At 63.6% G+C, this 21,811-nt stretch carries 16 protein-coding genes; 10 read left to right on the forward strand and 6 right to left on the reverse strand.

Translation table 11 applies throughout. From position 1 onward, the window contains the following. The first annotated feature begins 29 nt into the window (after nt 1-29). The 8 genes from RX331_RS32780 (at nt 30) to RX331_RS32815 (ending at nt 8,742) form a co-directional block, all read left to right on the forward strand. Nucleotides 30-878, forward strand: coding sequence for an MBL fold metallo-hydrolase (locus RX331_RS32780; protein WP_317253719.1), 849 nt, complete (start codon nt 30-32; stop codon nt 876-878). Between the two features lie 21 nt (nt 879-899). Beyond that, nucleotides 900-2,477 (forward strand): isochorismatase family protein, encoded by a 1,578-nt coding sequence (locus RX331_RS32785; protein WP_317253720.1) that lies wholly within the window; start codon nt 900-902, stop codon nt 2,475-2,477. Between the two features lie 13 nt (nt 2,478-2,490). Beyond that, nucleotides 2,491-3,117 carry an FMN-dependent NADH-azoreductase gene (locus tag RX331_RS32790; protein WP_317253721.1) on the forward strand — a complete coding sequence of 209 codons (627 nt, stop codon included), beginning with the start codon at nt 2,491-2,493 and terminating at the stop codon, nt 3,115-3,117. Between the two features lie 73 nt (nt 3,118-3,190). Beyond that, a complete protein-coding gene (locus RX331_RS32795; RefSeq protein WP_317253722.1) occupies nt 3,191-4,204 on the forward strand; it encodes an NAD(P)-dependent alcohol dehydrogenase in 1,014 nt (337 codons plus the stop codon). A 384-nt stretch (nt 4,205-4,588) separates the two neighbouring features. Next, entirely contained in the window at nt 4,589-5,662 is a 1,074-nt protein-coding gene (locus RX331_RS32800; RefSeq protein ID WP_317253723.1) for an efflux RND transporter periplasmic adaptor subunit, read from the forward strand. A 48-nt stretch (nt 5,663-5,710) separates the two neighbouring features. Continuing rightward, nucleotides 5,711-6,391: an ABC transporter ATP-binding protein gene (locus tag RX331_RS32805; protein ID WP_317258294.1), complete on the forward strand. Its 681-nt coding sequence runs from the start codon at nt 5,711-5,713 to the stop codon at nt 6,389-6,391. Next, nucleotides 6,388-7,548, forward strand: coding sequence for an ABC transporter permease (locus tag RX331_RS32810; RefSeq protein ID WP_317253724.1), 1,161 nt, complete (start codon nt 6,388-6,390; stop codon nt 7,546-7,548). The genes RX331_RS32805 and RX331_RS32810 overlap by 4 nt, the downstream gene beginning before the upstream one ends. A 3-nt stretch (nt 7,549-7,551) precedes the next feature. Next, on the forward strand, nt 7,552-8,742 hold the full coding sequence (locus tag RX331_RS32815) for an ABC transporter permease (protein WP_317253725.1): 1,191 nt from the start codon (nt 7,552-7,554) through the stop codon (nt 8,740-8,742). A gap of 9 nt (nt 8,743-8,751) precedes the next feature. Here RX331_RS32815 and tenA read toward each other — a convergent pair whose 3' ends face one another. Together tenA and RX331_RS32825 are read right to left on the reverse strand one after the other, a co-directional pair. After that, entirely contained in the window at nt 8,752-9,420 is a 669-nt protein-coding gene (gene tenA, locus RX331_RS32820; protein WP_317253726.1) for a thiaminase II, read from the reverse strand. Nucleotides 9,421-9,509: 89 nt separating this feature from the next. Then, the gene (locus tag RX331_RS32825) at nt 9,510-10,487 is read right to left on the reverse strand and encodes a Bug family tripartite tricarboxylate transporter substrate binding protein (protein WP_317253727.1); all 978 of its coding nucleotides are present in this window, start codon (nt 10,485-10,487) and stop codon (nt 9,510-9,512) included. Between the two features lie 196 nt (nt 10,488-10,683). Between RX331_RS32825 and RX331_RS32830 the strand changes: the two genes are divergently transcribed. Further along, nucleotides 10,684-11,628 (forward strand): LysR family transcriptional regulator, encoded by a 945-nt coding sequence (locus RX331_RS32830; protein WP_317253728.1) that lies wholly within the window; start codon nt 10,684-10,686, stop codon nt 11,626-11,628. Between the two features lie 267 nt (nt 11,629-11,895). After that, nucleotides 11,896-14,574, forward strand: coding sequence for a flavin-containing monooxygenase (locus RX331_RS32835; RefSeq protein ID WP_317253729.1), 2,679 nt, complete (start codon nt 11,896-11,898; stop codon nt 14,572-14,574). A 197-nt stretch (nt 14,575-14,771) separates the two neighbouring features. On the opposite strand, the gene RX331_RS32840 is transcribed toward RX331_RS32835, so the two are convergent. The 4 genes from RX331_RS32840 to RX331_RS32855 form a co-directional block, all read right to left on the reverse strand. Further along, entirely contained in the window at nt 14,772-16,436 is a 1,665-nt protein-coding gene (locus RX331_RS32840; protein WP_317253730.1) for an NAD(P)/FAD-dependent oxidoreductase, read from the reverse strand. 740 nt (nt 16,437-17,176) lie between these two features. Beyond that, nucleotides 17,177-17,908 carry a gamma-glutamylcyclotransferase gene (locus RX331_RS32845; protein ID WP_317253731.1) on the reverse strand — a complete coding sequence of 244 codons (732 nt, stop codon included), beginning with the start codon at nt 17,906-17,908 and terminating at the stop codon, nt 17,177-17,179. Nucleotides 17,909-18,068: 160 nt separating this feature from the next. Then, the gene (locus RX331_RS32850) at nt 18,069-18,452 is read right to left on the reverse strand and encodes a DUF6894 family protein (RefSeq protein ID WP_317253732.1); all 384 of its coding nucleotides are present in this window, start codon (nt 18,450-18,452) and stop codon (nt 18,069-18,071) included. Nucleotides 18,453-18,593: 141 nt separating this feature from the next. After that, nucleotides 18,594-21,701, reverse strand: a complete 3,108-nt coding sequence (locus RX331_RS32855; RefSeq protein ID WP_410708337.1) for a chemotaxis protein CheB — start codon at nt 21,699-21,701, stop codon at nt 18,594-18,596. Between the last annotated feature and the right edge of the window lie 110 nt (nt 21,702-21,811).

Below are 21,811 nucleotides of genomic sequence, written 5' to 3' on the forward strand. Positions count from 1 at the left end.
TGCCAATTAAAGAATATGGGAGGGAACAGATGCCGCTTGAAATCAAGATCCTGGACTATGGGGATATCGAACTGGAATCGAGCTTTCTCGTGCTCGGCCGCGATTGCGGCCGGACCCGCCGTGTCCTGACGCTTGGCTTCCTCATCACCGGCGGCCCCTATCCGGTCGTCGTCGACACCGGCTACCGCTCCAACCAGATCATGGAAACGCTGGGCATGCGCGGCCTGCAATTCCACGAGAACATGATCGAGAACCAGCTCGCGCGCCACGGCGTGCGCATGGGCGACGTCCGCTTCGTCTGCCACACCCATCTGCATATCGATCACGCCGGCAAGGACGATCTGTTCCCGATGAACACGACGGTCGTGCTCAACCGCAAGGAGCTGGAATATTCCGTCTCCGGCCTGATGCATCCGCAATATCCGGCGCCCGACATCAAGCATCTGATCGACCGCCTGCACACCAAGAGCGCGCTGCGCTTTCTCGATCTCGAAATCACTGGTCCGATCGAGCTGATGCCGGGCGTCTATTGCGACGCCGCCAACGCCCACACCGAAGGCTCGATGAACATCCATGTTCACACGGCCGATGGCATCGCCACCATCTGCGGCGACGTGATCTACGACTTCAACGACCAGATCGTAAATCCCTTCCATGAAATCCATGACTGGGAGCCGCGCACCACAGGCAATCATGGCACCAGCAAGCGCGCGGAAAAGGCCGCGATCAAGAAGCTGCTGAGCCATTCGCGCTATTTGCTGCCCGTGCACGACCGCCCGGCCAAGATCGAGGGTGGCATGGTGGTTGGCCGGCTGCATGACCAGGTGCCCGGCCCGATCGTTCAGAGCCTGCCGCAACGCCACTGGTTCCCGGCCTGAAGCCCTAGGAAGGACCGACCGATGACGCACGTCACGCTGCGCCCGGAATTCGAGACGCTGATCGATCCCTATGCGCCGGTCGGCCAGGTCGGCACCGGTTTTGATTTCACGGAGGGCCCGATCTGGCACCCGGTCCATCATTTCCTGCTATTCTCGGATATGCCGGCCGACGTGCGCCGGCGATGGGATGCCAAGCGCGGCGTGGTCGAGGTCAAGCGTCCCTCGAACAAATGCAACGGCATGACCTATGATGCCGAGCTCAATTTGATCGTCTGCGAGCATGCCACCTCGTCCTTGATCCGCGAGCGTCCCGACGGGCGGCGCGAGGTGGTCGCCTCGCATTTCGAGAACCAGGAACTCAACAGCCCGAACGACGTCTGTGTGCATTCCAGCGGCGCGATCTATTTCTCTGATCCCTGGTATGGCCGCATGCCGGTCTATGGCGTCGAACGGCCGCGCCAGCTCGGTTTCCAGGGCGTCTATCGCGTTCCGCCCGGGGGCGGCGCAGCAAAGCTCGTCGTCGACCGCCATTTGTTCGATCAGCCCAACGGCCTCTGCTTCTCGCCCGACGAGCGCCTGCTCTATATCAACGACACCGTGCAGGCGCTGATCCGTGTCTTCGATGTCGAGGCCGATGGCTCGCTCGCCAACGCGCGCGTCTTCGCCAGCGGCATCCGTTCCGAGCTCGAGCCCGGTCTGCCCGACGGCATGAAGTGCGATCAGCGCGGCAATGTCTGGGTCACCGCGCCCGGCGGCGTCTGGGTCTATTCGCCCGCGGGCGAGTTGCTCGGCAAGGTGCGGGTGCCCGAACTCGTCGCCAATCTCGCCTGGGGCGGTCCTGATTTCCGTACGCTATATCTGACTGCAACCCATTCCGTGTACGCAATCCCGGTCAAGGCCGGACCGCGCCACGAGCCCTATATGAGCGGTCGGATTTCGACCGGCCCCGATACCAGCTCCGCTCCACCCGCCGCGCCGCAATTGGCCAGTGGCGACATGCAGCTCGACCCGCGGCGCTGCGCGATGCTCATCCAGGATCTGCAGAACGACGTCATCATGGAAGGCGGCGCGTTTGCCGATTCTGGCTCGCCCGGCCATGCGCGCCAGCAGCGGGTGGTCGACAATGTCCGCCGCCTCGCGGAGGCCGCCCGCGCCCGCGGCGTCGTCATCATCCATGTCTGGTTCATCGTCGAACCAGGTGCGCCGGGTGTCACGCTCAACGCTCCATTGTTCGAAGGCCTCGTCGATAGCGGAGCGATGGTGCGCGGAAGCTGGGGCGCGGCGCCTGTGTCTGGGCTGGAGCCGCGCGCCGGAGATTTCGTGGTCGAGAAGATGCGCATGAGCGCCTGGGAAGGTACAAGGCTGGAGACCATCCTGAAGGCGACCGGCCGCGACATGATCATCAATACCGGCGCCTGGACCAACATGTCCGTCGAGCACACCGCGCGCACCGGCGCCGACAAAGGCTATTTCATGATCGTACCGGAGGATTGCTGCTCGACCATGAACGCCGACTGGCACAACGCCTCGATCAATTTTGCGATGCAGAACGTTGCCGTCGTCACCAACGCCGATGCGGTGATACGGGGACTGGGGTGACCAGGACCCGGCCATGCCAAAGCTCTTTCACCTGAGCTGCTCGCCGCGCGCGGATTCAGAATCTTCCGCCGGCGCCCGGGTCTTCATCGAGCGCTTCCGCGAGGCGCGGCCGGACTGGGATATCGACGTCATGAATCTCTGGAAGGATCACCTTCCGGAATTCGAGGGTTATGTCCTGGAAGCCAAATATGCCCGCATCGGCGGGCGCGCGTTTACGGATTCGCAACGCGACGCCTTTGCGGTTACCGAGCGCATCGCGCTCCGCTTCACGCTCGCCGATCGCGTCCTGATCTCGACGCCGATGTGGAATTTCGGCATTCCCTACAAGCTGAAGCACTGGATCGACGTCATCACGCAGCCTGGCCTCACGTTCCGGTTCGATCCTGCGCAGGGCTATCTGCCGCTCGTCAAGGACCGGCCTACGGTCGTGATCCTGGCGAGCGGCAGCGACTTCATCACCGGCATGAACCGCGGCCGCATCGACATGGCGACGCCCTATTTGCGCGAGGCGCTGCGCTTCATCGGCGTCAGCGACGTCCGCTTCGTGCCGATCGGCCCGACGACCGGACCGGATGAGCCGATCCGGGCCGCGCGTGACAGCGCGCATCGGCGGCTGGCGGAGATGGCGGCGAGATTCTAATCGGGCATGTTGGCGCAGCTGGAACATTTGCGGCAATATGGCGCTTACCCGACCGCGCCGAAGGAGATTGCCGGTGAAATGTTATGAGCTGCAGGGACCGGGCGGAATCGACGGGCTCGCCCTCGTAGACAAGCCCGTGCCGGAGCCCGGCAAGGGCCAGGTGCTGGTGCGGCTGAGAGCCGCCACGCTGAACTATCGCGATCTTCTCACCGTCAAGGGCGGCTACGGCTCGCGCCAGAAGTTCCCGCTCGTACCGCTATCCGACGGCGCGGGCGTCATCGAACGGGTCGGCCCGGGCGTACGTGAATTCGCCGCCGGCGACCGCGTCATCGGCAGCTTCTTCGAAAGCTGGCTCGGCGGAGAACCGAGCGCAACCAAGATGAGCGCGGCGCTCGGCGGTTCTGTCGACGGCGTGTTGATGCAGTACCGGATATTTCCCAGGCACGCTCTGGTGAGAACGCCGGACCACCTCAGCGACGTCGAAGCCGCCGCGCTTCCCTGCGCCGGCGTCACAGCCTGGAGCGCGGTCGTCAAGCTCGGCGGCATCAAGCCCGGCCAGACCGTTCTGACGCAAGGCAGCGGCGGCGTATCGCTGTTCGCCCTCCAATTCGCGAAAATGTGCGGCGCGCGCGTCATCGCGACTTCCTCAGGCGATGCCAAGATCGAACGTCTCAAGCAGCTCGGCGCGGACTTCACCTTGAACTACAAGGCGGCACCGGATTGGGGAAAGAAGGCCCGCGAATGGAGCGGCCAGGGGGTCGACCTCGTCGTCGAGGTCGGCGGCGTCGGCACGCTGAACGAATCGATCCGGGCTGTCAGGATCGGCGGCACCATCGCATTCATCGGCGTGCTCGCCGGCCCGCCGCCGTCAGACCTCCGGCTCCCCTTGATGGTAATGCAGCAGCAGCGGCTGCAGGGCGTCACCGTCGGATCGGTCGAGGATCTCCAGGCGATGGTGGATGCCATCGCAGTTCACCAGATGAAGCCGGTGATCGACAAGATCTTCTCGTTCGATCAGGCGAAGCAGGCGTTTTTGCACATGGAGAGCGGCGCGCACTTTGGAAAGGTGGCGATCGAGATCGGCTGACCGCGCTTTTCGGCACCGCAGCCGGTTCCCGCCATTTGCCGAGTTTTGAGCGCATTTTGAATCCGTGGACTTCCGAATTCTTGATCCCAATGGCCACAACTGGCAACACCAGCCATACAACTCTTGCTAGCCGCGGCGATTGCCTCCGTCACCATTAGGCTTTAAATTCGTGTCATTCGCCTCGTCGATAAATGGGCGCCGCCTGGCGCTCGCGAGAGCTGATCGGGAGCTACAACCGGGCTGGGGGACGCTGCCTTAGGGAGCGCCGAGGGGCTTGCCCCGTTCTGTAGCGAGACATGTCGACCGGCTGTGAGCGGGACCACCAGCGCGAGAAGGATACCGTTCGCGCGGGAGCTGCCGCAAGCCGCCGGATGGAAATGAGCAATGACCAAAGACAAGAGCGAACTGCTGAGATCGCTGACCATCGATCGCAGCACTGAAAAGGCGGAACCGCCCCGCCGCCGCTGGCTGCCGGTCGCGATGACGGCTGCTGTCTCCGCCGTCGTCGCATTCGCTGCCTTTGGCGCTTACGAGTTCAGCCAGCAGGGTTCGAAGGACACGACATCGCCAGCCGCGACCCAGCCCGCCGCGCAGCCGCAAACACCGCCTCCCCCGCAGCAGCAAGCCGCCGCGGGCAACAAGGCCGCCGGCAGTCTCGCCGCCTCCGGCTATGTGGTGGCGCGCCGCAAGGCCACCGTGGCGGCCGAGATCACCGGCAAGGTGGTCGAGGTCTTCATCGACGAAGGCATGACGGTGACTGAAGGCCAGGTCGTCGCGCGGCTCGACAGCGTGCTCGCCGAAAAGGATTTTGAACTGGCGCGCTCGCGCGTCGAGACGGCCGATGCCGCTGTAGCCGCGATATCAGCCGATCTCGAAGACGCGACCCGCATCATGATGCGCATCCAAACACTCTCGCAAAAGAACTTTGCGACCGAGGCCGACCTGACCAAGGCGCAGGCCCGCGTCGGGGTGCTCAGCGCGCAACTGCGCCAGGCCCAGTCGCAATTCGAGACCGCCAAGATCGACGCCAAGCGCTCGGGCTCGATGCTCGACAAGCACCAGATCAAGGCGCCGTTTTCCGGCGTCGTGGTCGACCGCAGCGCCCAGCCCGGCGAGATGATTTCGCCGATGTCGGTCGGCGGCTATACGCGCACAGGCATCTGCACCATCGTCGACATGGATTCGATCGAAATCGAGGTCGACGTCAATGAGGCGTTCATCGGCCGGGTCTCCCCCGGCGGCCCCGTCAACGCCGTGCTGGACGCCTACCCAGACTGGACCATTCCCGCCTCGGTGATAGCCATCGTGCCAACCGCGAACCGCGAGAAGGCCACCGTGAAGGTTCGCATCCGCTTCGAGAAGAAGGACCCGCGCATCCTGCCCGACATGGCGGTGAAGGTGAACTTCATGCGCGAAGCCAGGGCGAATGGCACGGCTGAAGCCACCGCCGCGAACTAACTCCCGGCCGATATAGAAGAGGAGACACACGTGACAGCCGAACACCCGATGGTTCGCCTTGCCGGCGTAGACAAGCGTTTCGCCAAAGGGAAGGAAACGATCTCGATCTTCGATCACCTCGATCTCGCGATTCCCCGCGGTGATTTCATCGCCGTGATGGGGCCGTCCGGCTCCGGCAAGACGACACTGCTCAACTTGCTCGGCGGCATCGACCGGGCTGAAGCGGGCGAAATTTCGGTGGCGGACCGGCGCATCGACGGCCTCTCCGAGGGTGAACTCGCCGCCTGGCGCGCCGCCAATATCGGCTTCATTTTCCAGTTCTACAATTTGATGCCGATGCTGACGGCGGCGCAGAACGTCGAGCTACCGCTATTGCTCACCAAACTGCGCAGCAAGGAGCGCGCCGCTCGCGTCGAGACCGCGCTTTCCGTGGTCGGGCTGGCCGACCGCATGAAGCACCGTCCGCGCGAGATGTCCGGCGGCCAGCAGCAGCGCGTGGCGATTGCCCGCGCTATCGTCTCCGATCCGAACCTGTTGCTCTGCGACGAACCGACCGGCGACCTCGACCGGCAATCCGCCGACGAGATCCTGTCGATCCTGCAACTGCTCAATAGCGATCTCGGCAAGACCATCGTGATGGTGACGCACGATCCGGCGGCGGCGAATTATGCCAAGCGCGTGCTGCATCTCGACAAGGGCCGCTTCGTCGAACGGGAGCTTGCCGCGTGAACGATTTCGACCTGGTACGGAAGAACCTGTTCCGCCGCAAATTGCGCGCGAGCCTGATGATCGTCTCGATCCTGATCGCCTTCATGATCTTCGGCGTGCTCGCCGGATTCCACCGCGCCTTCACCCTCGGCGAGGACCGCGCCGCCGCGGATCGCATGATCACGGTCAACAAGATCAACTTTACCCAGCCGATGCCGATCGCCTATTTCAACCGCGTCAAGGCGGTGGAAGGGGTCCGGCAGGTGACCTTCGCCAACTGGTTCGGCGGCTATTATCAGGACCCGAAGAACTTCGTGATGGCGCTCGCGATCGAGCCCTCTACCTATTTCGATGTCTATCGCAGCGAATTCGACGTTCCACCCGAGCAACTACAGGCCTTCGTCCGCGACCGCAGCAGCGCGCTGGTCGGCGAAAAACTGGCGCAGAAATGGGGCTGGAAGATCGGCGACCGCATTCCGCTTAACAGCAATATCTTCAGCCAGAAGAGCGGCGGCCACACCTGGGACCTCACCATTGCCGGCATCGTCAAGGGCAAGCTCGAGCACGTCGATACCAACTTCCTGCTGTTCCAGTACGCCTATTTCGATGAGACCCGCAGCTTCGGCAAGGACACCATCGGCTGGATGATCCTTCAGACCACCTCGCCCGACAACAACGATCGGGTGGCCAACTCGATCGACGCCATGTTTGCCAATTCGACCGCCGAAACCTCGACCGATACCGAAAAGGCGTTCGGCAAGGCCTTCGTGGCGCAGTTCGGCAACATCGCGCTGATCGTGCTCCTGGTGGTGGGCGCCGCCTTCGTCACGATCCTGATGATCGTTGGCAATACCATGGCGCTCTCGATCCGGGAACGCACCCGCGAGATCGGCGTGCTGAAGACGCTCGGCTTTTCAGGCCCGCGGATTCTGGCAATGGTGCTCGGCGAATCCGTGTTGCTGGCACTGCTCGGCGGAATTCCTGGACTAGCGATTGCGGCGCTGATCGCGATGGCGCTCCGCGCCAGCCTCACCAACGTCGCGCCGGCTTTTGCCGTATCGCCGACGATCGTCCTTCAAGGGCTGGCGCTGATGATCGCGCTCGGATTGATCACCGGGATCATTCCGGCGCTCAACGCCATGCGGCTCAAGATCGCAACTGCACTCGGACGGGGTTAAGGCATGCGCTCGCTCTGGCTTCAGGTGGCAGCGGTCACATCAATCAATCTCAAAAGCATTGCGCAGCGGCGCTGGCTTTCGCTCTCGACGGTGATCGCGATCGCCCTGGTCGTGATCGTGCTGCTCGCGTTCCTCGCGATGGCCAACGGTTTCCAGCGCACCATTGCGGGCTCCGGCGCCAATGACATCGCGATTGTGCTGCGCGCCGGCTCGCAGGCCGAGATCAACAGCACGGTGAGCCGCGATCAGGTCCGCCTGATCGAGGACGGCCCCGGCATTGCCCGCGGCAGCGACGGCAAGCCGCTGATCTCGCCGGAACTTTATCTCGTGGTCGACGGCATCAAGCGCACGACCAAGACCAAGGCCAATCTGCCGCTGCGCGGGATCGGCGAACAGGGCTCGGAGCTGCGCAAGGGCATCACCATTATTGCGGGCCGCATGTTCAATCGCGGCAGCAACGAGGTGGTGGTTGGCAAGGCATTGCTGCGGGAGTTCGAAGGATTCGATATCGGCTCGACCGTGTCGTTCGGCGCCACGCGTTGGAACGTCGTCGGCGTGTTCGAGGCCGGCGGCAGCGTGTTCGAATCCGAGATCTGGGCCGACCTCAACGTGGTGCAGAGCCTGTTCAACCGCAACAACATCGTCCAGACCGTGCGCGCCCGCCTCACTGGGCCGGCTGCGCTGAGCGAACTGAAGGGCTACAGCGACAACGACCCGCGGCTGAAGCTCGATGTCAAATCGGAGGCCGCCTACTTCGCCGAGCAGGCGTCGCAGACCTCTGATCTCATCCAGAAACTCGGCTGGCCGCTGGCGATCGCGATGGCGCTCGGCGCCGTTGCCGGCGCGCTGAACACGATGTATTCGTCGGTCGCCTCGCGCGCGACGGAGATCGCAACGCTGCGCGCCATCGGCTTTGGCGGTTTTCCCGCCTTTGTCGGAACGCTCGCCGAGTCGCTGCTGCTCTCCGCCATCGGCGGACTATTGGGCGCCGCGGCCACCTATCTGATCTTCGACGGCGTCACGGCCTCTACCCTGGGCGGCAACTTCACGCAGGTGGTGTTCGACTTCAAGCTCAGTCCCTGGCTGATCGCCGAAGGCGTTGCGCTGGCGCTGATCGTCGGCCTGATCGGCGGACTGTTTCCGGCGCTGCGCGCGGCGCGACTACCGATCGTCGAGGGCCTCTACGCACACTGAGCCCTCCAATCACGCCTGGCCCGCGCGCCAGCCCATTTCCCAGAAATCCGCCTCGAGCCGGGTGGCTTCCCTGAAGATGGCGATCAGCTCGGCCTCGCGGGCCGGCGTGACGTAGCGAGCGGCGAGATCGTCCAGGTGCGCCTGCGCCCTCGCCGCGACCTCCTGGTACGGCGCACCGGCGTATTCGCCGATCCAGATATGATAGGGATTTGTCGCAGCCATCGCATTGGGCTTTGCGGCAAGCCTCGTCGCGATCTCCGCATAGCCGATCACGCAAGGCGCCAGCGCGACCTTGAGCGCCAGGAGATCGCCGCGCATTCCTGCATCGAGCACGTAGCGTGTGTAGGCCAGCATTTCGCTCGCCGGAGGAGCTCGTTCGAGGTCATCCGGCGACAGGCCCCATCCGGCGCAGAGTTTTACGTGCAAATTCATCTCGACATCGAGGATCGCCGAAAGGCCAGCCGCCGCTTCCCGCATGTCGGCGAGATCAGGCGACTTGTAGACAGCGAGCGCGTAGGCGCGGGCAAACTCGATCAGGAACAGGTAGTCCTGAACGAGATAGTGGCGAAACGCCGCCTCAGGGAGCGAGCCGTCCGCCAACGCGTCCGTGAAGGCATGTTCGGTGTAGGCGCGCCACTCCGCGGGCGCTTGTTTTTTCAGACGCTCGAAGAAATTCACGATCCCTCGCCAGGTCCACCATCGTATTTATGCTACTACATCAGTAATAGCTCGACGCGGACTTGGCCATAGTTCCTCGTGCGGTATGGCTATTCTCCCTTGAGGCCGGCAGCGCGGATCAGATCGCCCCATTTGCGCGTCTCGTCGTCGACGAACTTGCCGAGATCGGCAGCGGTGCCGGGGCGCGCTTCCAGCCCCTGCGCGAGCAGCTTCTGCTTCACCTCGGAATCGCTGAGCGCGCGGATGATCTCTTCCTCCATCCGCCCGACGATCGGTTGCGCCGTAGCTGACGGTGCCATGAAGCCGAACCAGCCGGACGCGACTACATTCGGAAAGCCCTGCTCGCGCAGGGTCGGCGCGTCCGGATAGATCGCGCTGCGCTCGGCCGAGGCAACGCCGAGAACGCGGAAATCACCGCTCTGGATGTGCGGCAGCGCCGTGCTGATCGCCGTCAACGTCGCATCGACGCGGCCGGCGAGCAACTCGGTATAGGCCATCGCATCGCCGCGATACTGCACGTTGAGGCCCTTGACGCCGGCGTCCCGCAGCCACAGCTCGGCCGCCAGATGCGGCTGCGAGCCGGCACCCGGAGAGGCAAAGGTCAAGCCATCGGGCTGCGACTTGCCGCGCGCGATCAGCTCCTGCAGGCTGGTGACGCCGGCCTTGGCGTTGGCGATCAGGAATAGTGGCGCCATCACCGCCATCGCCACCGGCTGCAGGTCCTTGCGCTCGTACTTCAATTTTCCGAACAGCGCTTCGGCGGTCGCATAGGGCGCGGCGGCATAGAGGAAGGTGTATCCATCGGGCGCGGCGCGCGCGACCATCTCGTTGGCGATGCGCGTGCCCGCTCCCGGCCGGTTCTCGACGATGAATTGCTGGTTGAAGCTGCGGCCAAATTGCTCGGCGAGGATCCGCAGCGAAATGTCGTTGGACCCGCCGGCCCCATAGGGCGAGATCAGCCGCACCAGGCGCGACGGCCAGTCGCCCTCGGCTGCCGCCTCGAAGCCGCAGCTTGCGGCGAAGCCGGCAGCCATCGTCCCCAGCAGCGTTCGGCGCGTGACGTTCATGAATGCCTCCCGGGAAAGGCACGACGTTGCCGGCGCGTCCATCCATCTTCTTCGAGCCGCATGGCCGCGAGGGATCGCCAGGCTCTTGTTATCTGGTCGCAACGATAGAGAGGCGGCTTCTATCGAACAATGTGTATTTTTTGACCAATTGATAAGATTCTCCTATGAATGACGAAACGAGATCGGGAGGCACGTGATGGCGATGGATGTGACCCTGCGGCAGCTCCGCGCCTATCTGGCCGTGCTCGACGCCGCGAGCTTTTCGGAAGCCGCCAAGGCCATGCACCTGTCGCAGGCGGCGCTGTCGGGTCTGATCAAGGAGCTCGAGAGCCGCGTCGGCGTCCGCCTGCTCGACCGTACCACCCGCAAGGTTTCGCCGTCGGCGGTCGGCGAGACGTTTGCGCCGATGGCGCGGCGCGTGCTGTCGAGCCTCGACGAGGCGCTGGAGAATCTCACTAATCTCAAGGAGCTGCGCCGCGGCTTGGTGCGCGTCGCCGCGCCCGAGACGCTGTCCTGCACGCTGCTGCCGGAGTTGATCGCCGCCTACAATGGCAGCCACCCCGGCGTGGATGTCCGCTTCGACGACGTGCCGATCCAGGAAGTGCTGGCGGGTTTGCAGAACGGCTCTACCGATATCGGCTTTGGGCCGGCCGGCGTCGTTCCCGATCAATCCGTCGAAGTGCATATGATCTGCGCCGATCCGCTCTGGGCGGCCGTGCGCAGCGATGATCCGTTGGCGAAGGGCAAGTCGGTGAGTTGGAAGGAGCTGCGCGAGTGGCCGCTGCTCAACTACATGCCCAACATCGCGATCAACGTATTGAGCCAGGTGCCGCCGCGGCATCACCCGAAGGAGCTGGTGCCGGTGCACAGGGTGAACACCGCGCTGTCGATGCTGCGCGTGCGGCAAGGCGTGGTGATCTGCCCGTCGATGGCCGAGCCGCTGGTGCGCGGCTTTGGGCTGAGATTCCTGCCGCTCACGCAACCGACCGTCAGATGGAGGATCGCGATGTTCGTGCGGAATAGCGCCTCGCTTTCGCCGGCCGTGGAAAGTTTTCGCGACTTCACGCTGGATTTCAGTCCGAACTGGGCGAATGCCGGAATCGAACGCCGCCGCGTCACCGAACGGCGCAAGCGAGCGTAGCGGAAGAACGTACACATTCAGCGTCGTCCCTGCGAACGCAGGGACCCATAACCCCCGACAGAAGTTTTGCGAAATGCGTCTGCCATGGCGCCATATCGAGAAATCACGCGGTATGGGTCCCTGCGTTCGCAGGGACGACAGCAATCCGCAAAATCGGACGCGGCAGCGCATGGTGGCAGCAATCATCCAGCGATTGCATTTGTCCTGATGACAAACTGAACACCCGGGCGTAGCCTCTCGCAAAACATAAAGCACGGGAGGAGTGGCATGCCAGACGCAGCGGTCGCAGCACGTTCTTCTGAAACGACCAACAGCGGCACGACGCAACAGGTCGATGTTGCCGTGGTCGGCGCCGGATTTGCCGGCCTTTATCTTCTGCATCGCTTGCGCAAGGCCGGATTCTCGGTGGTCGTGATCGAGGAAGCCGGCGATGTCGGCGGCACCTGGTACTGGAATCGCTATCCCGGCGCGCGCTGCGACATCCAGACCATCGACTACAGCTACACCTTCGATCCGGAGCTGGAGAGCGCGTGGCAATGGTCGGAGAAATACGCGACACAGCCGGAAATCCTGCGCTATCTTGGCTTCGTCGCCGACCGCTACGATTTGCGCCGCGACATCCGCTTCGGCACCAAGGTCACATCGGCCACATGGGACGAAGGCACGCAGCGCTGGCAGCTGACGACGAGCAATGGCGCCGGCGTCTCCTGCTGCTATTACATCATGGCGACCGGTTGCCTCTCCACACCGAAGCCGCCGGAGATCGACGGCGTCAAGGATTTCAAGGGCGAAGTCTATTTCACGGGCCGCTGGCCGCATGACGAGGTCAAGCTCGCCGGCAAGCGTATCGCCGTGATCGGCACGGGATCGTCGGGCATCCAGTCGATCCCGATCATCGCCGAGCAGGCCGCGCATCTCACCGTATTCCAGCGCACCCCTAATTTCGCGCTGCCCGCCCATAACGGCCCGGCGCCGGCTGATCGGCTCGCGATGCTGCAAGGCGACCGCGCCACCTATCGCGAGCAGGCGCGCTGGTCGCTCGCCGGCGTGCCCTATCCGCAGCAGATGGCGGTGAGCTGGCAGCTCAGCGACGCCGAGCGGCGCGAACGCTTCGAGCAGGCCTGGGCCACCGGCGACCTCGTCTACATCCTGACCCAGCTCTGGGCCGACCAGGGCGTCGACGTCGACGGCAACAGGCTGCTCTCCGATCTGATCCGCGAGAAGATCCGCGAGATCGTCAAGGACCCCGCGACGGCCGAAACCTTGACGCCGCACGATCACCCGTTCGGCGCCAAGCGTCCCTGCCTCGATACCAACTACTACGCCACCTATAACCGCCCCAATGTCACGCTGGTCAATTTGCGGCAGGAGCCGATCACGGCGATCACCGCTTCCGGCATCACAACCGACAAGCGTAGCTTCGACGTCGACGTCATCGTGTTCGCCACCGGCTTCGACGCCATGACCGGCGCGATCCGCGCGGTGCATCCGATCACCGGCCGCGACGGCAAATCGCTGTCGGACATCTGGGCCAAGGGCCCGCAGACTTATCTCGGGCTCACCGTCGCCGGCTTCCCGAACCTGTTCCTGATCACGGGCCCGGGCAGCCCCTCGGTGCTGTCGAACATGGCGGTTTCCATCGAGCAGCATGTCGACTGGGTGGTCGACCGCCTGGCCGCGATGCGCGACGCCGGCTTCACCACGATCGACGCGACCGAGACGGCGCAGGCCGGCTGGGCGCAGCATATGGCCGACTGCTCGATGATGACGCTGCATCGGCTGGCCAACACCTGGTACACGGGCGCCAACGTCCCCGGCAAGGCGCAGGGTGTGATGCCCTATTGCGGCGGCGTGGGCCCCTATCGCAGCATCTGCAACGAGGTGGTCGCGCGCGGCATGCTCGGTTTCCGCATGACCGGCCCCGAAATTGCCGAGCAGTGCAATGACGGCAGGGTCGTGCAGCTGCAGCCGGACGTCCGGCTGGTGCTCGGCATGCTGGCGGAGATGAACCTCCCTATCATCGAGCAGCTTGGCGCCCAGGGCGCGCGCGACTTCCTGACCGAATTCAACAAGGGCCGTCCACCCGGACGTCCGGTCGGCGAAGTCGGCGATGGCGTGCTGCACGGCGCCGAGGGTCTGCTGCCCTATCGGCTCTACCGGCCGGCAACGCCGGGCCCGCATCCGATCGTGGTCTATTTCCATGGAGGCGGCTGGGTGCTCGGCGACGAGCAGTCCGACGATCCGTTCTGCCGCGACCTCTGCCGCCGCAGCGGCATGATCGTCGTCAGCGTCGGCTATCGCCACGCGCCCGAATACCGATTCCCGGCGGCGGCCGAGGACGGATATGCGGCGACGCGGTGGATTGCCGAGCATGCGGCCGAACTCGGCGGCCGGCCCGGACCGGTGCTGGTCGCGGGCTGGAGCGCCGGCGGCAATATCGCCGCCGTCACCTGCCAGCTCGCGCGCGACCGCGGCGGCCCTGAGATCGCGGGCCAGCTCCTGATCTGCCCGGTCACCGACTGCAGGTACGACCGCCCCTCCTATGCCGAGAACGCGGTTGGCTATTTCGTGACGCGGTCCATGATGTTCTGGTTCTGGGACATCTATTGCTCGCCTGCCGACCGCACCGATCCGCGCGCCTCCCCGCTGCGCGGCAATCTCGCTGGGCTTCCGCCGGCATTCATCGCCACCTGCGAATTCGATCCGCTGCGCGATGAGGGCATCGAGTATGCCGAAGCGCTGGCAGCCGCGGGCAGCCCGGTCGAACAACTGCAGGCACGTGGTCACATCCATACCTCGCTGATGATGGTCGACGTCGTGATCACCGGCGTCAGCGCACGCGTGAAGATGGCCGAAGCATTGCGTGGGTTTGCGGGGCTGCCGCGGGAGTTTGAGGCGAGCGAGCAGGACGTCTCGCCGATCACGGTGAACGCGGCTGCGGGGTAAGCTGAAAGATGGTCTCCCTCTCCCGCTTGCGGGGGAGGGCTGGGGTGGGGGTGCCTCCGCGGGCGGCACTGCCCGAGTGGAGAGAGCCCCCACCCGGCGCTTCGCCGACCTCCCCCGCAAGCGGGAGAGGTGAGCACCTTCTTGGTGGTCGCGAACCGCGGCCCGACTTCGAAGTTCAGGGTTGCGCCATGTCGCGATCACTCCGCTGCGCTCGCCGGTCGCTCGGCACCCCTCGCCTGCCGCTCAAATTCAATCCCCTCATACCCCTTCTGCGCAACTTCGCTAATCGCGGCGACATATTTCGGCGTGCCGCCGTTGTAGACGAGGTACCGCGTCTTGCCGTATTCGTGGCCGGGGACGTTGGAATTGTAGCCGGTGAACCAGGACTTGGCTTTGCGCATCAGCATGATCGCGTACATCTTGGTGACATGCGCCGTCCAGCGCGCCTGTGCCTCGGCGGTCGGCTCGGCCCGCGTGTAGCCGTGGCGCCAGATATGCTCGAGCAGGCCCATGCACCAGCCGACGCCGTTCTCGATACCGCGCGGAAAATTCGTCGATGCCGAACCGCTCTGCGGCCCGGTCGGCATCAAGAGGTTCGGAAAGCCGTGCGCCATCATGCCGAGGAAGGTCGAGGGGCCATCGCGCCACTCGTCCGCCAGCTTCACGCCTCCTGCGCCGGTGATATCGATCGAATCGAACGCGCCGGTGATGGCGTCGAAGCCGGTCGAATAGACGAGGATGTCGAGCTCGTAGTCGCGCGCGCTGGTGCGCAGGCCTTTTTCGGTGACGCGCTCGATCGGGGTCTCGCTGATATCGACGAGATGCACGTTGTCGCGGTTATAGGCCTCGAAATAATTGGTCTCCAGCGGCACGCGCTGCACGCCGAAGCCATGATCCATGGGGATCAACTTCTCGGCGGTCACCGGATCCTTGACGCGCTGGCGGATGCGACCGGCGATGTAGGCGGAAAATTCCGCATTGGCCGCCTCGTCGGTGAATATCTCGCGGAAATTGCTCAGCCAGATGCCGAAGCCCGGCTCGTCATACAGCTTGTCCCACAGTGCGATCCGCTCCTCGCGCGTGACCTCGTAGAAGCCGCGTCTATCCGGCTCGTGCTCGAAGCCGCCGGGCGTGCGGGTGCAGGCGGCAAAGATCTCGTCATAGCGCGCGCGGATGTCCGCCATCTCGGCTTCGGAGATCGGGCTGTTGTTGAGCGGCGCGCTCCAGTTCGGCCGCCGCTGGAACACGGTGAGCTCACCGACCTTGTCGGCGATCTCGCCGATGATCTGGATCGCAGTGGCGCCGGTGCCGATGATGCCGACCTTCTTGCCGGCGAGCTCGACCGGCTCGTGCGGCCAGTGAAAGGTGTGGAACGAGCGGCCTTTGAAACGCTCCATGCCTTCCAGCCGCGGCAATGTCGGGATAGACAGCAGCCCCACCGCCAGGATGAGGAAGCGGCAGCTCAGCTCCTGCCCGTCGTCGAGCCGCAGGCGCCAGAGATGAGCGGCCTCGTCGAACTCGGCCGCCTTGAGCTTGCGCTTAAAGCGCATGTATTTGCGAAGATCGAACTTGTCGGTGACGTAGTTGAGGTAGCGCAGGTTCTCCGGCTGCGCCGAAAACCGCTCCTTCCAGTGCCATTCCTCGAGCAGCTCCTTCGAAAATGAATAGCCATAGGTATAGCTTTCGGAATCGAAGCGCGCGCCGGGATAGCGGTTCCAGTACCAGGTGCCGCCGAGATCCGGCGCAGCATCGAGCACGAGGGCATCGACGCCGAGATCAGCCAGCCGCTTGATCTGGTAGATGCCGGACACGCCAGCGCCGACGACGACGGCCTCATAATGCGGCTTGATGTCCCCGGTCATGTGCGGCTTTCTCACGTCGTTCTTGCTGCCTGCGGTCTCTGCGCGACTGGGCGGCAGTATAGCAAGTCTCGGGTCGCGTGCACTTGCGTCAGCAAGCCGGTGCGGGTTGCAAAATTCGTAGGATGGGTAGAGCGAAGCGAAACCCATCAATTGCGCCCGCGGCGCGAACGCTGATGGGTTTCGCTTCCGCTCTACCCATCCTACGCACTGCTGATCATCGAGACCCGGCAGGCACATCAAACACCGCTGTCATCCTCCGCGCAGGCGGAGGATCCAGTACGCCGCGGCATCTCGGTTCAACATTGGCGTCTCTGGGATACTGGGTCACCCGCCTGCGCGAGTGACGACAACTGAATATGAGGCGGCGATCTCGCGACATGGTTTGCCCGAGGTTTGCTGAAACTTTTCGCCCTCTCCATTGTGAGGGCGCAGGGAAGACCGGGCGCGCGCCGCACCCGCGGTCTCGTGTGCCATTATGCGCATTTGCAAAAGCTGCACACGAGCATACAGGTTCGGCGGGAGCATCCCGGCCTTCCCTGCACAATGGCTTTACGGCTTACTTCGTACTCTTCCCGGAGAACGGCTCTTTTGCCTCCGTCGCCGGCAAGACGCTTTCGCCTCTTGCGGACTTAACGCCAGCACCACGGCGCCAGAACCATACGACTTCACGTACGCCTCAGCCACACTCGTCAGTCTCGTAACACCTGATGCGCGTCGACACCACGCGGACCAGCGGGGACTTACGGGATCGAGCCCGCGCCGATCTGCGCATGCAGCTCTTCGACATACGGGTCCTCGATCCCCAACACCTGCAACTGCATCACCAGTTGCTCGACATATTCCCTGTTGCTGCCCAGCACGCCCTTCCCGCTGGTGATGATCGCGGCGGTGTCGGCAAGCGGCAGCTCGCCGACATAGCTTGGATGCGAGGTGTTCGAGGTGAAAGCCAGCGCGGTGATCGGACCCTGCGGCGTCGTCATCGGCACCAGCGCCGGGGCATAGCCGCCGCGCAGCATTTCGCGGCGCCACAGGATCGTGGATTCCGCATGCACGACATCTGCCTCGATGCGAAACGCCAGGCCGCGGCAACATCCCTCGCCTGGCTCCAGCGACAGCATCAGGGCCGGATGATCGGGGGAGCCGCGCCCGAGATTGATCTTCAGCGTGAAGCGGCGCTGATAGTTGTCGATATCGGCAAGGCGCACCTCGGCGAAATGAAATCCGGGATCCCACATCAGCGAGCCATAGGAAAAAATCCAGAGATCGTCGCCGTCAGGATAATCACCAAGCAGCGCCAGCCGCGAGGCCTCGATCACATCGTCCGGCAGCCGCCAGCTCGCTGGCCATCCCGCAGCCCGCGCGCGCTGCTCCCACATCGCAAGCATTTCGGGCGTCAGCCGCAGCAGCGATTGTTCCGGATGCGTCACCCGGCCCTCGAGGTCAGGCAAGTGAATGAATGCGTCCGCCGTCAAGCCTGCATCCCCCTTTGCAGATGTCTCTTGCCGCCAATCTGCCAGCACGGGGAATGGACGCCAATCCCGACCAAGCGGCGCTTTCGCGTCATTATCTCATGACATGACCCATATTTTTAGGGTCTCGGATTGCAGCGTCTAACCCCTCCCCCGCGACGAGTCAGATCGGTGGCCGGCGAGATCCGATGGCATCGATCTGGCTCATCAGTTGGCGCAGATTGTTCATCTGCGCATCTATGCCGCTGATGGAATCGCGCAGGGCTGCGGTCGTTCGCGCCACCCTTCTTACGGTAGCGCGAAGATTGCTGTCGTATTGTTCGAGCGTATGGTCGACATCGGCGAACAGGCATTCGAAGCGCGGCTGCAGGTAATCGTCACAGACTTGAAGGCGCCAGTGAGAGGTCCTGCTTTCCCGGTTGCGCATCAGTTCGTGCGCCACCGCATGGGCATGCGCCTGGGCCGCGGTGTCGTCGGGAAATTCCTGCCCCTCGCTGTCCGGATAGCTACGGCGGCCGGTCTTCAGGACAAAGTAGTAGAGGGGCATGGGGTTGTTCCTGTCTCAGGTCCTGTCTCAGGTCCTGTCTCAGGTCCTGTCTCAGGTCACTCTGTTTCAGCCTGACCTGATGGGGTCATCGTTCGTCAATGGCTCCGAAGCCTGCGCTTCGGAATTTGTCTGCTAACCTCATCACGCGTTCACGAGACTTGCCGTTCTCACCGGAAACTCGATTGTGAATACCATCCCCTCCGGCGAAAACTCCCTGTTCACGACGGCCTCGGGAACACCTCGCTCGATCACCGAAGTTCCATAACCGGCGTGATCGGGCTCCTGAACCGGAGGCCCACCAAGCTCTCTCCATACGAATTTCAGATTCTGCTTCTTGTTCCGCACGGATATCGACCAATTCATAATAATTCTGCCCGCCGCCTGCGAGAGCGCACCATACTTCGCCGCGTTGGTCGCCAGTTCGTGCAAGACCAGGCCGAATGGGCTGGCGAGATCGGGAGGCAAGGTAACCGCATCACCCTGGATCTTAAGCCGATCATGTCCCCCAACCATGTAGGGCTCGAGTTGCTGGCGGATCAGGGCGGCGAGATCGACGCCCTGCCAGTCGGATTCGACCAGCAGGCTATGCGATTTGGCGAGTGCCGCCAGCCTGCCGTCGAACTGGGTGACAAATTCCTCAGAGGATCTCGAGCTCCTGAAGCTCAGATGTGCGATCGACTGCACCACACTCAGCGTATTCTTGACCCGGTGGGTCAGTTCCCCGAGCAGCAGCGCCTGCCGCGTCTCCCACGCCTTGCGATCGGTAATGTCGACAAAGGTGATGACGACGCCATCGATCTTGTCGTCGACGGTACGGTAGGGCCGCAGGCGGATATCGTACCAGCGGCCGCCCCGGCTGCGGACTTCGCGCGTGATCGGGGCAAGATGCGACAGCACGTTCTGCGCATCCTTAATCAGATCCTCATACTCCAGGCGATGGGCGAAGTCCGTGACCGGCCGCCCCTCGTCATTCGGTGTGATGCTGATCAGCTCGGTGACCTGCTGGGTGAAGCGCTTGATCCGCAGGCCCGCGTCGAGGAACAGCGTGCCGAAATCGGTGGCGGCCATCAGGTTCTGCAGATCACTGTGGCCGCGCGAGACCGCCTCGAGCTTCAGCTTCAACTCAGTGTTGACGGTTTGCAGTTCCTCATTGATCGATTGCAGCTCTTCCTTGCTGGTCTCGAGCTCTTCCGAGGTCGAGCGGTATTCCTCGTTGATGGATTGCAGTTCCTCGTTGGCGGCGCGCAGTTCCTCGTTGGTCGCTTCCGATTCCTCCCGCGTGCTGCGCAACCGCGCTTGCGTAAGCTGCAATTCCTCCGTCAGCCGGCGGACGACCTCATCGACACCGCCGGTCTTGTCGAAATCCTTCATGTTCGCGGGATCGACGGCTTCGCCTTCGATGAAGATGACGACCGCTTCGTGCGGGCGCTCGCCGTCGTCGTCCACGACAGGTTTGACGTGCAGCAAGACACGATGCGACGAGCCGTTGAACTTCACCAGGATCGGAATGCTCAGCGAAGGTTTTGGATTTTCGAACACGCGGTGCAACGCGGAGCGCAGCTCGAACCGCAATTCGGGACGAACCAGATCGACGATGTCGCCGCTCAATGGCCCGCCGGACGGCTGCAGATAGCGGCCGGCGTTCTCCGAAAGGTGAATCACGCGATGCGCGCTGTCGACGAGAATGCTTGGTGGCGCGACCTTTTCGATCGCCTTGCGGTGGGACGCCGCCTCGGTGAGCATCGCGCTCGGCGCAACGGAGGCTCGGGCGCTCGCCGCGTGGTCCTGCAAGGCCCCCATACTGCCGAGCAGACGCGGCAGCAGCCGCGGCTTGTCCCCGGACTGAACGGTCGACTGATAGATGCGCGCCTTGCGGTCGATGGTGCGGAACAAGCCCGGTGGGCTGTCGGCCGTCTCTGACGATCCGACCAGGAGAAATCCGCCGGGATTGAGCGCATAGTGGAACGTGCTGCAGACCTGCTGCTGCAGTTCACGATCGAGATAGATCAAGAGGTTGCGGCAGGAGACCAGATCGATGCGGGAGAACGGCGGGTCCTTCAGCACGCTATGGCTGGCGAAAAGCAGCGTGTCGCGCAATTCCTGCCGCACCCGGTAATGGTCGCCCTCGCGGATGAAGAAGCGCCGCAGGCGCTCCTCGGAGATATCGGCCTCGATCGCCGCGGGATAGCGTCCCTCGCGGGCGACTGACAGCGAACGCGAATCGAGATCGGAGCCGAATATCTGAATCGTAGGCCGCAGGTCGTGGCGGGAGGCTTCCTCCAGCAACAACATGGCAATGCTGTAGGCTTCCTCGCCGGTGGCGCAGCCGGCCACCCAGACGCGGATCGGCTCGCTCGGCTGCCTGACCTGGAAAAGCTGCGGCATCACGTCCGCCTTCAGCGCATCGAACACCTCGGGGTCACGGAAAAACGTGGTGACCGAAATCAAGAGGTCGCCGAGCAGCGCCGTTGCCTCGTCGGGATGATCGCGCAGCAGATTGTAATATTCCGCGGGGTCGTCGCACCGCATGACCTGCATGCGCCGCACGATCCGGCGCACCACAGTGGCGCGCTTGTACTTGGCGAAATCGTGCCCGGTCCGCACCCGCACATGCGCCAGGATTCGTCGCAGCACATCTTCGTTGAAGTTGCGGGGCTCCGTCGCCGCAAACGTTTCCTTATCCTTGATCAACTCCACCAATCGTTTCGCAAGTTCTTCGATCGGCAGAACGAAATCGACAATGCCGGTCGCGATCGCACTTCGCGGCATCGAGTCATGCTCGGCCTCGGCGGGATCCTGGACCAGGATCAGGCCGCCGCTTTCCTTCACCGCCTTGATGCCGATCGCGCCGTCGGCGCCGGCGCCGGTCAATATCACGGCAAACCCATCGCCGTGCTGCTCGGCCAGCGAGCGGAAGAACAGGTCGATCGGCGCCCGATGTCCGCGCGGCTCGGCGAACTCGGCAGCGCCGATCTCATGATCAGAGATCTGCAACTGCCGATTGGGGGGAATGACATAGACGTGATTGACTTCCATGCGCTGGGGCGCACCGACCTGGACGACCGGCATCTTGGTGCGCAGGCTCAGGATGTTGGCCATTTCACTGGGGAGGCTGGGGTCGAGATGCAGGACCACCACGAACGCGGCCCCGGGTGCGTCCGGAAGTGCCTCAAAGAAAGCCTGGAGGGCCTTCACGCCCCCGGCGGAGGCGCCCATCCCCACCACGATCGGTCTGGCGGCATTGCCAATCATGCGATCGTTTTTTCCGTTGTTTTCAACCACCTGTTTTCCCTCGACAACGCATCGAACCGTGGATTGGCGACGCGGGCAAGAACTTTGATACGGTTCCTCAAGGGGAG

The organism is Bradyrhizobium sp. BWA-3-5, assembly GCF_032917985.1.
In the GTDB taxonomy this organism is placed as follows: Bacteria; Pseudomonadota; Alphaproteobacteria; order Rhizobiales; family Xanthobacteraceae; genus Bradyrhizobium.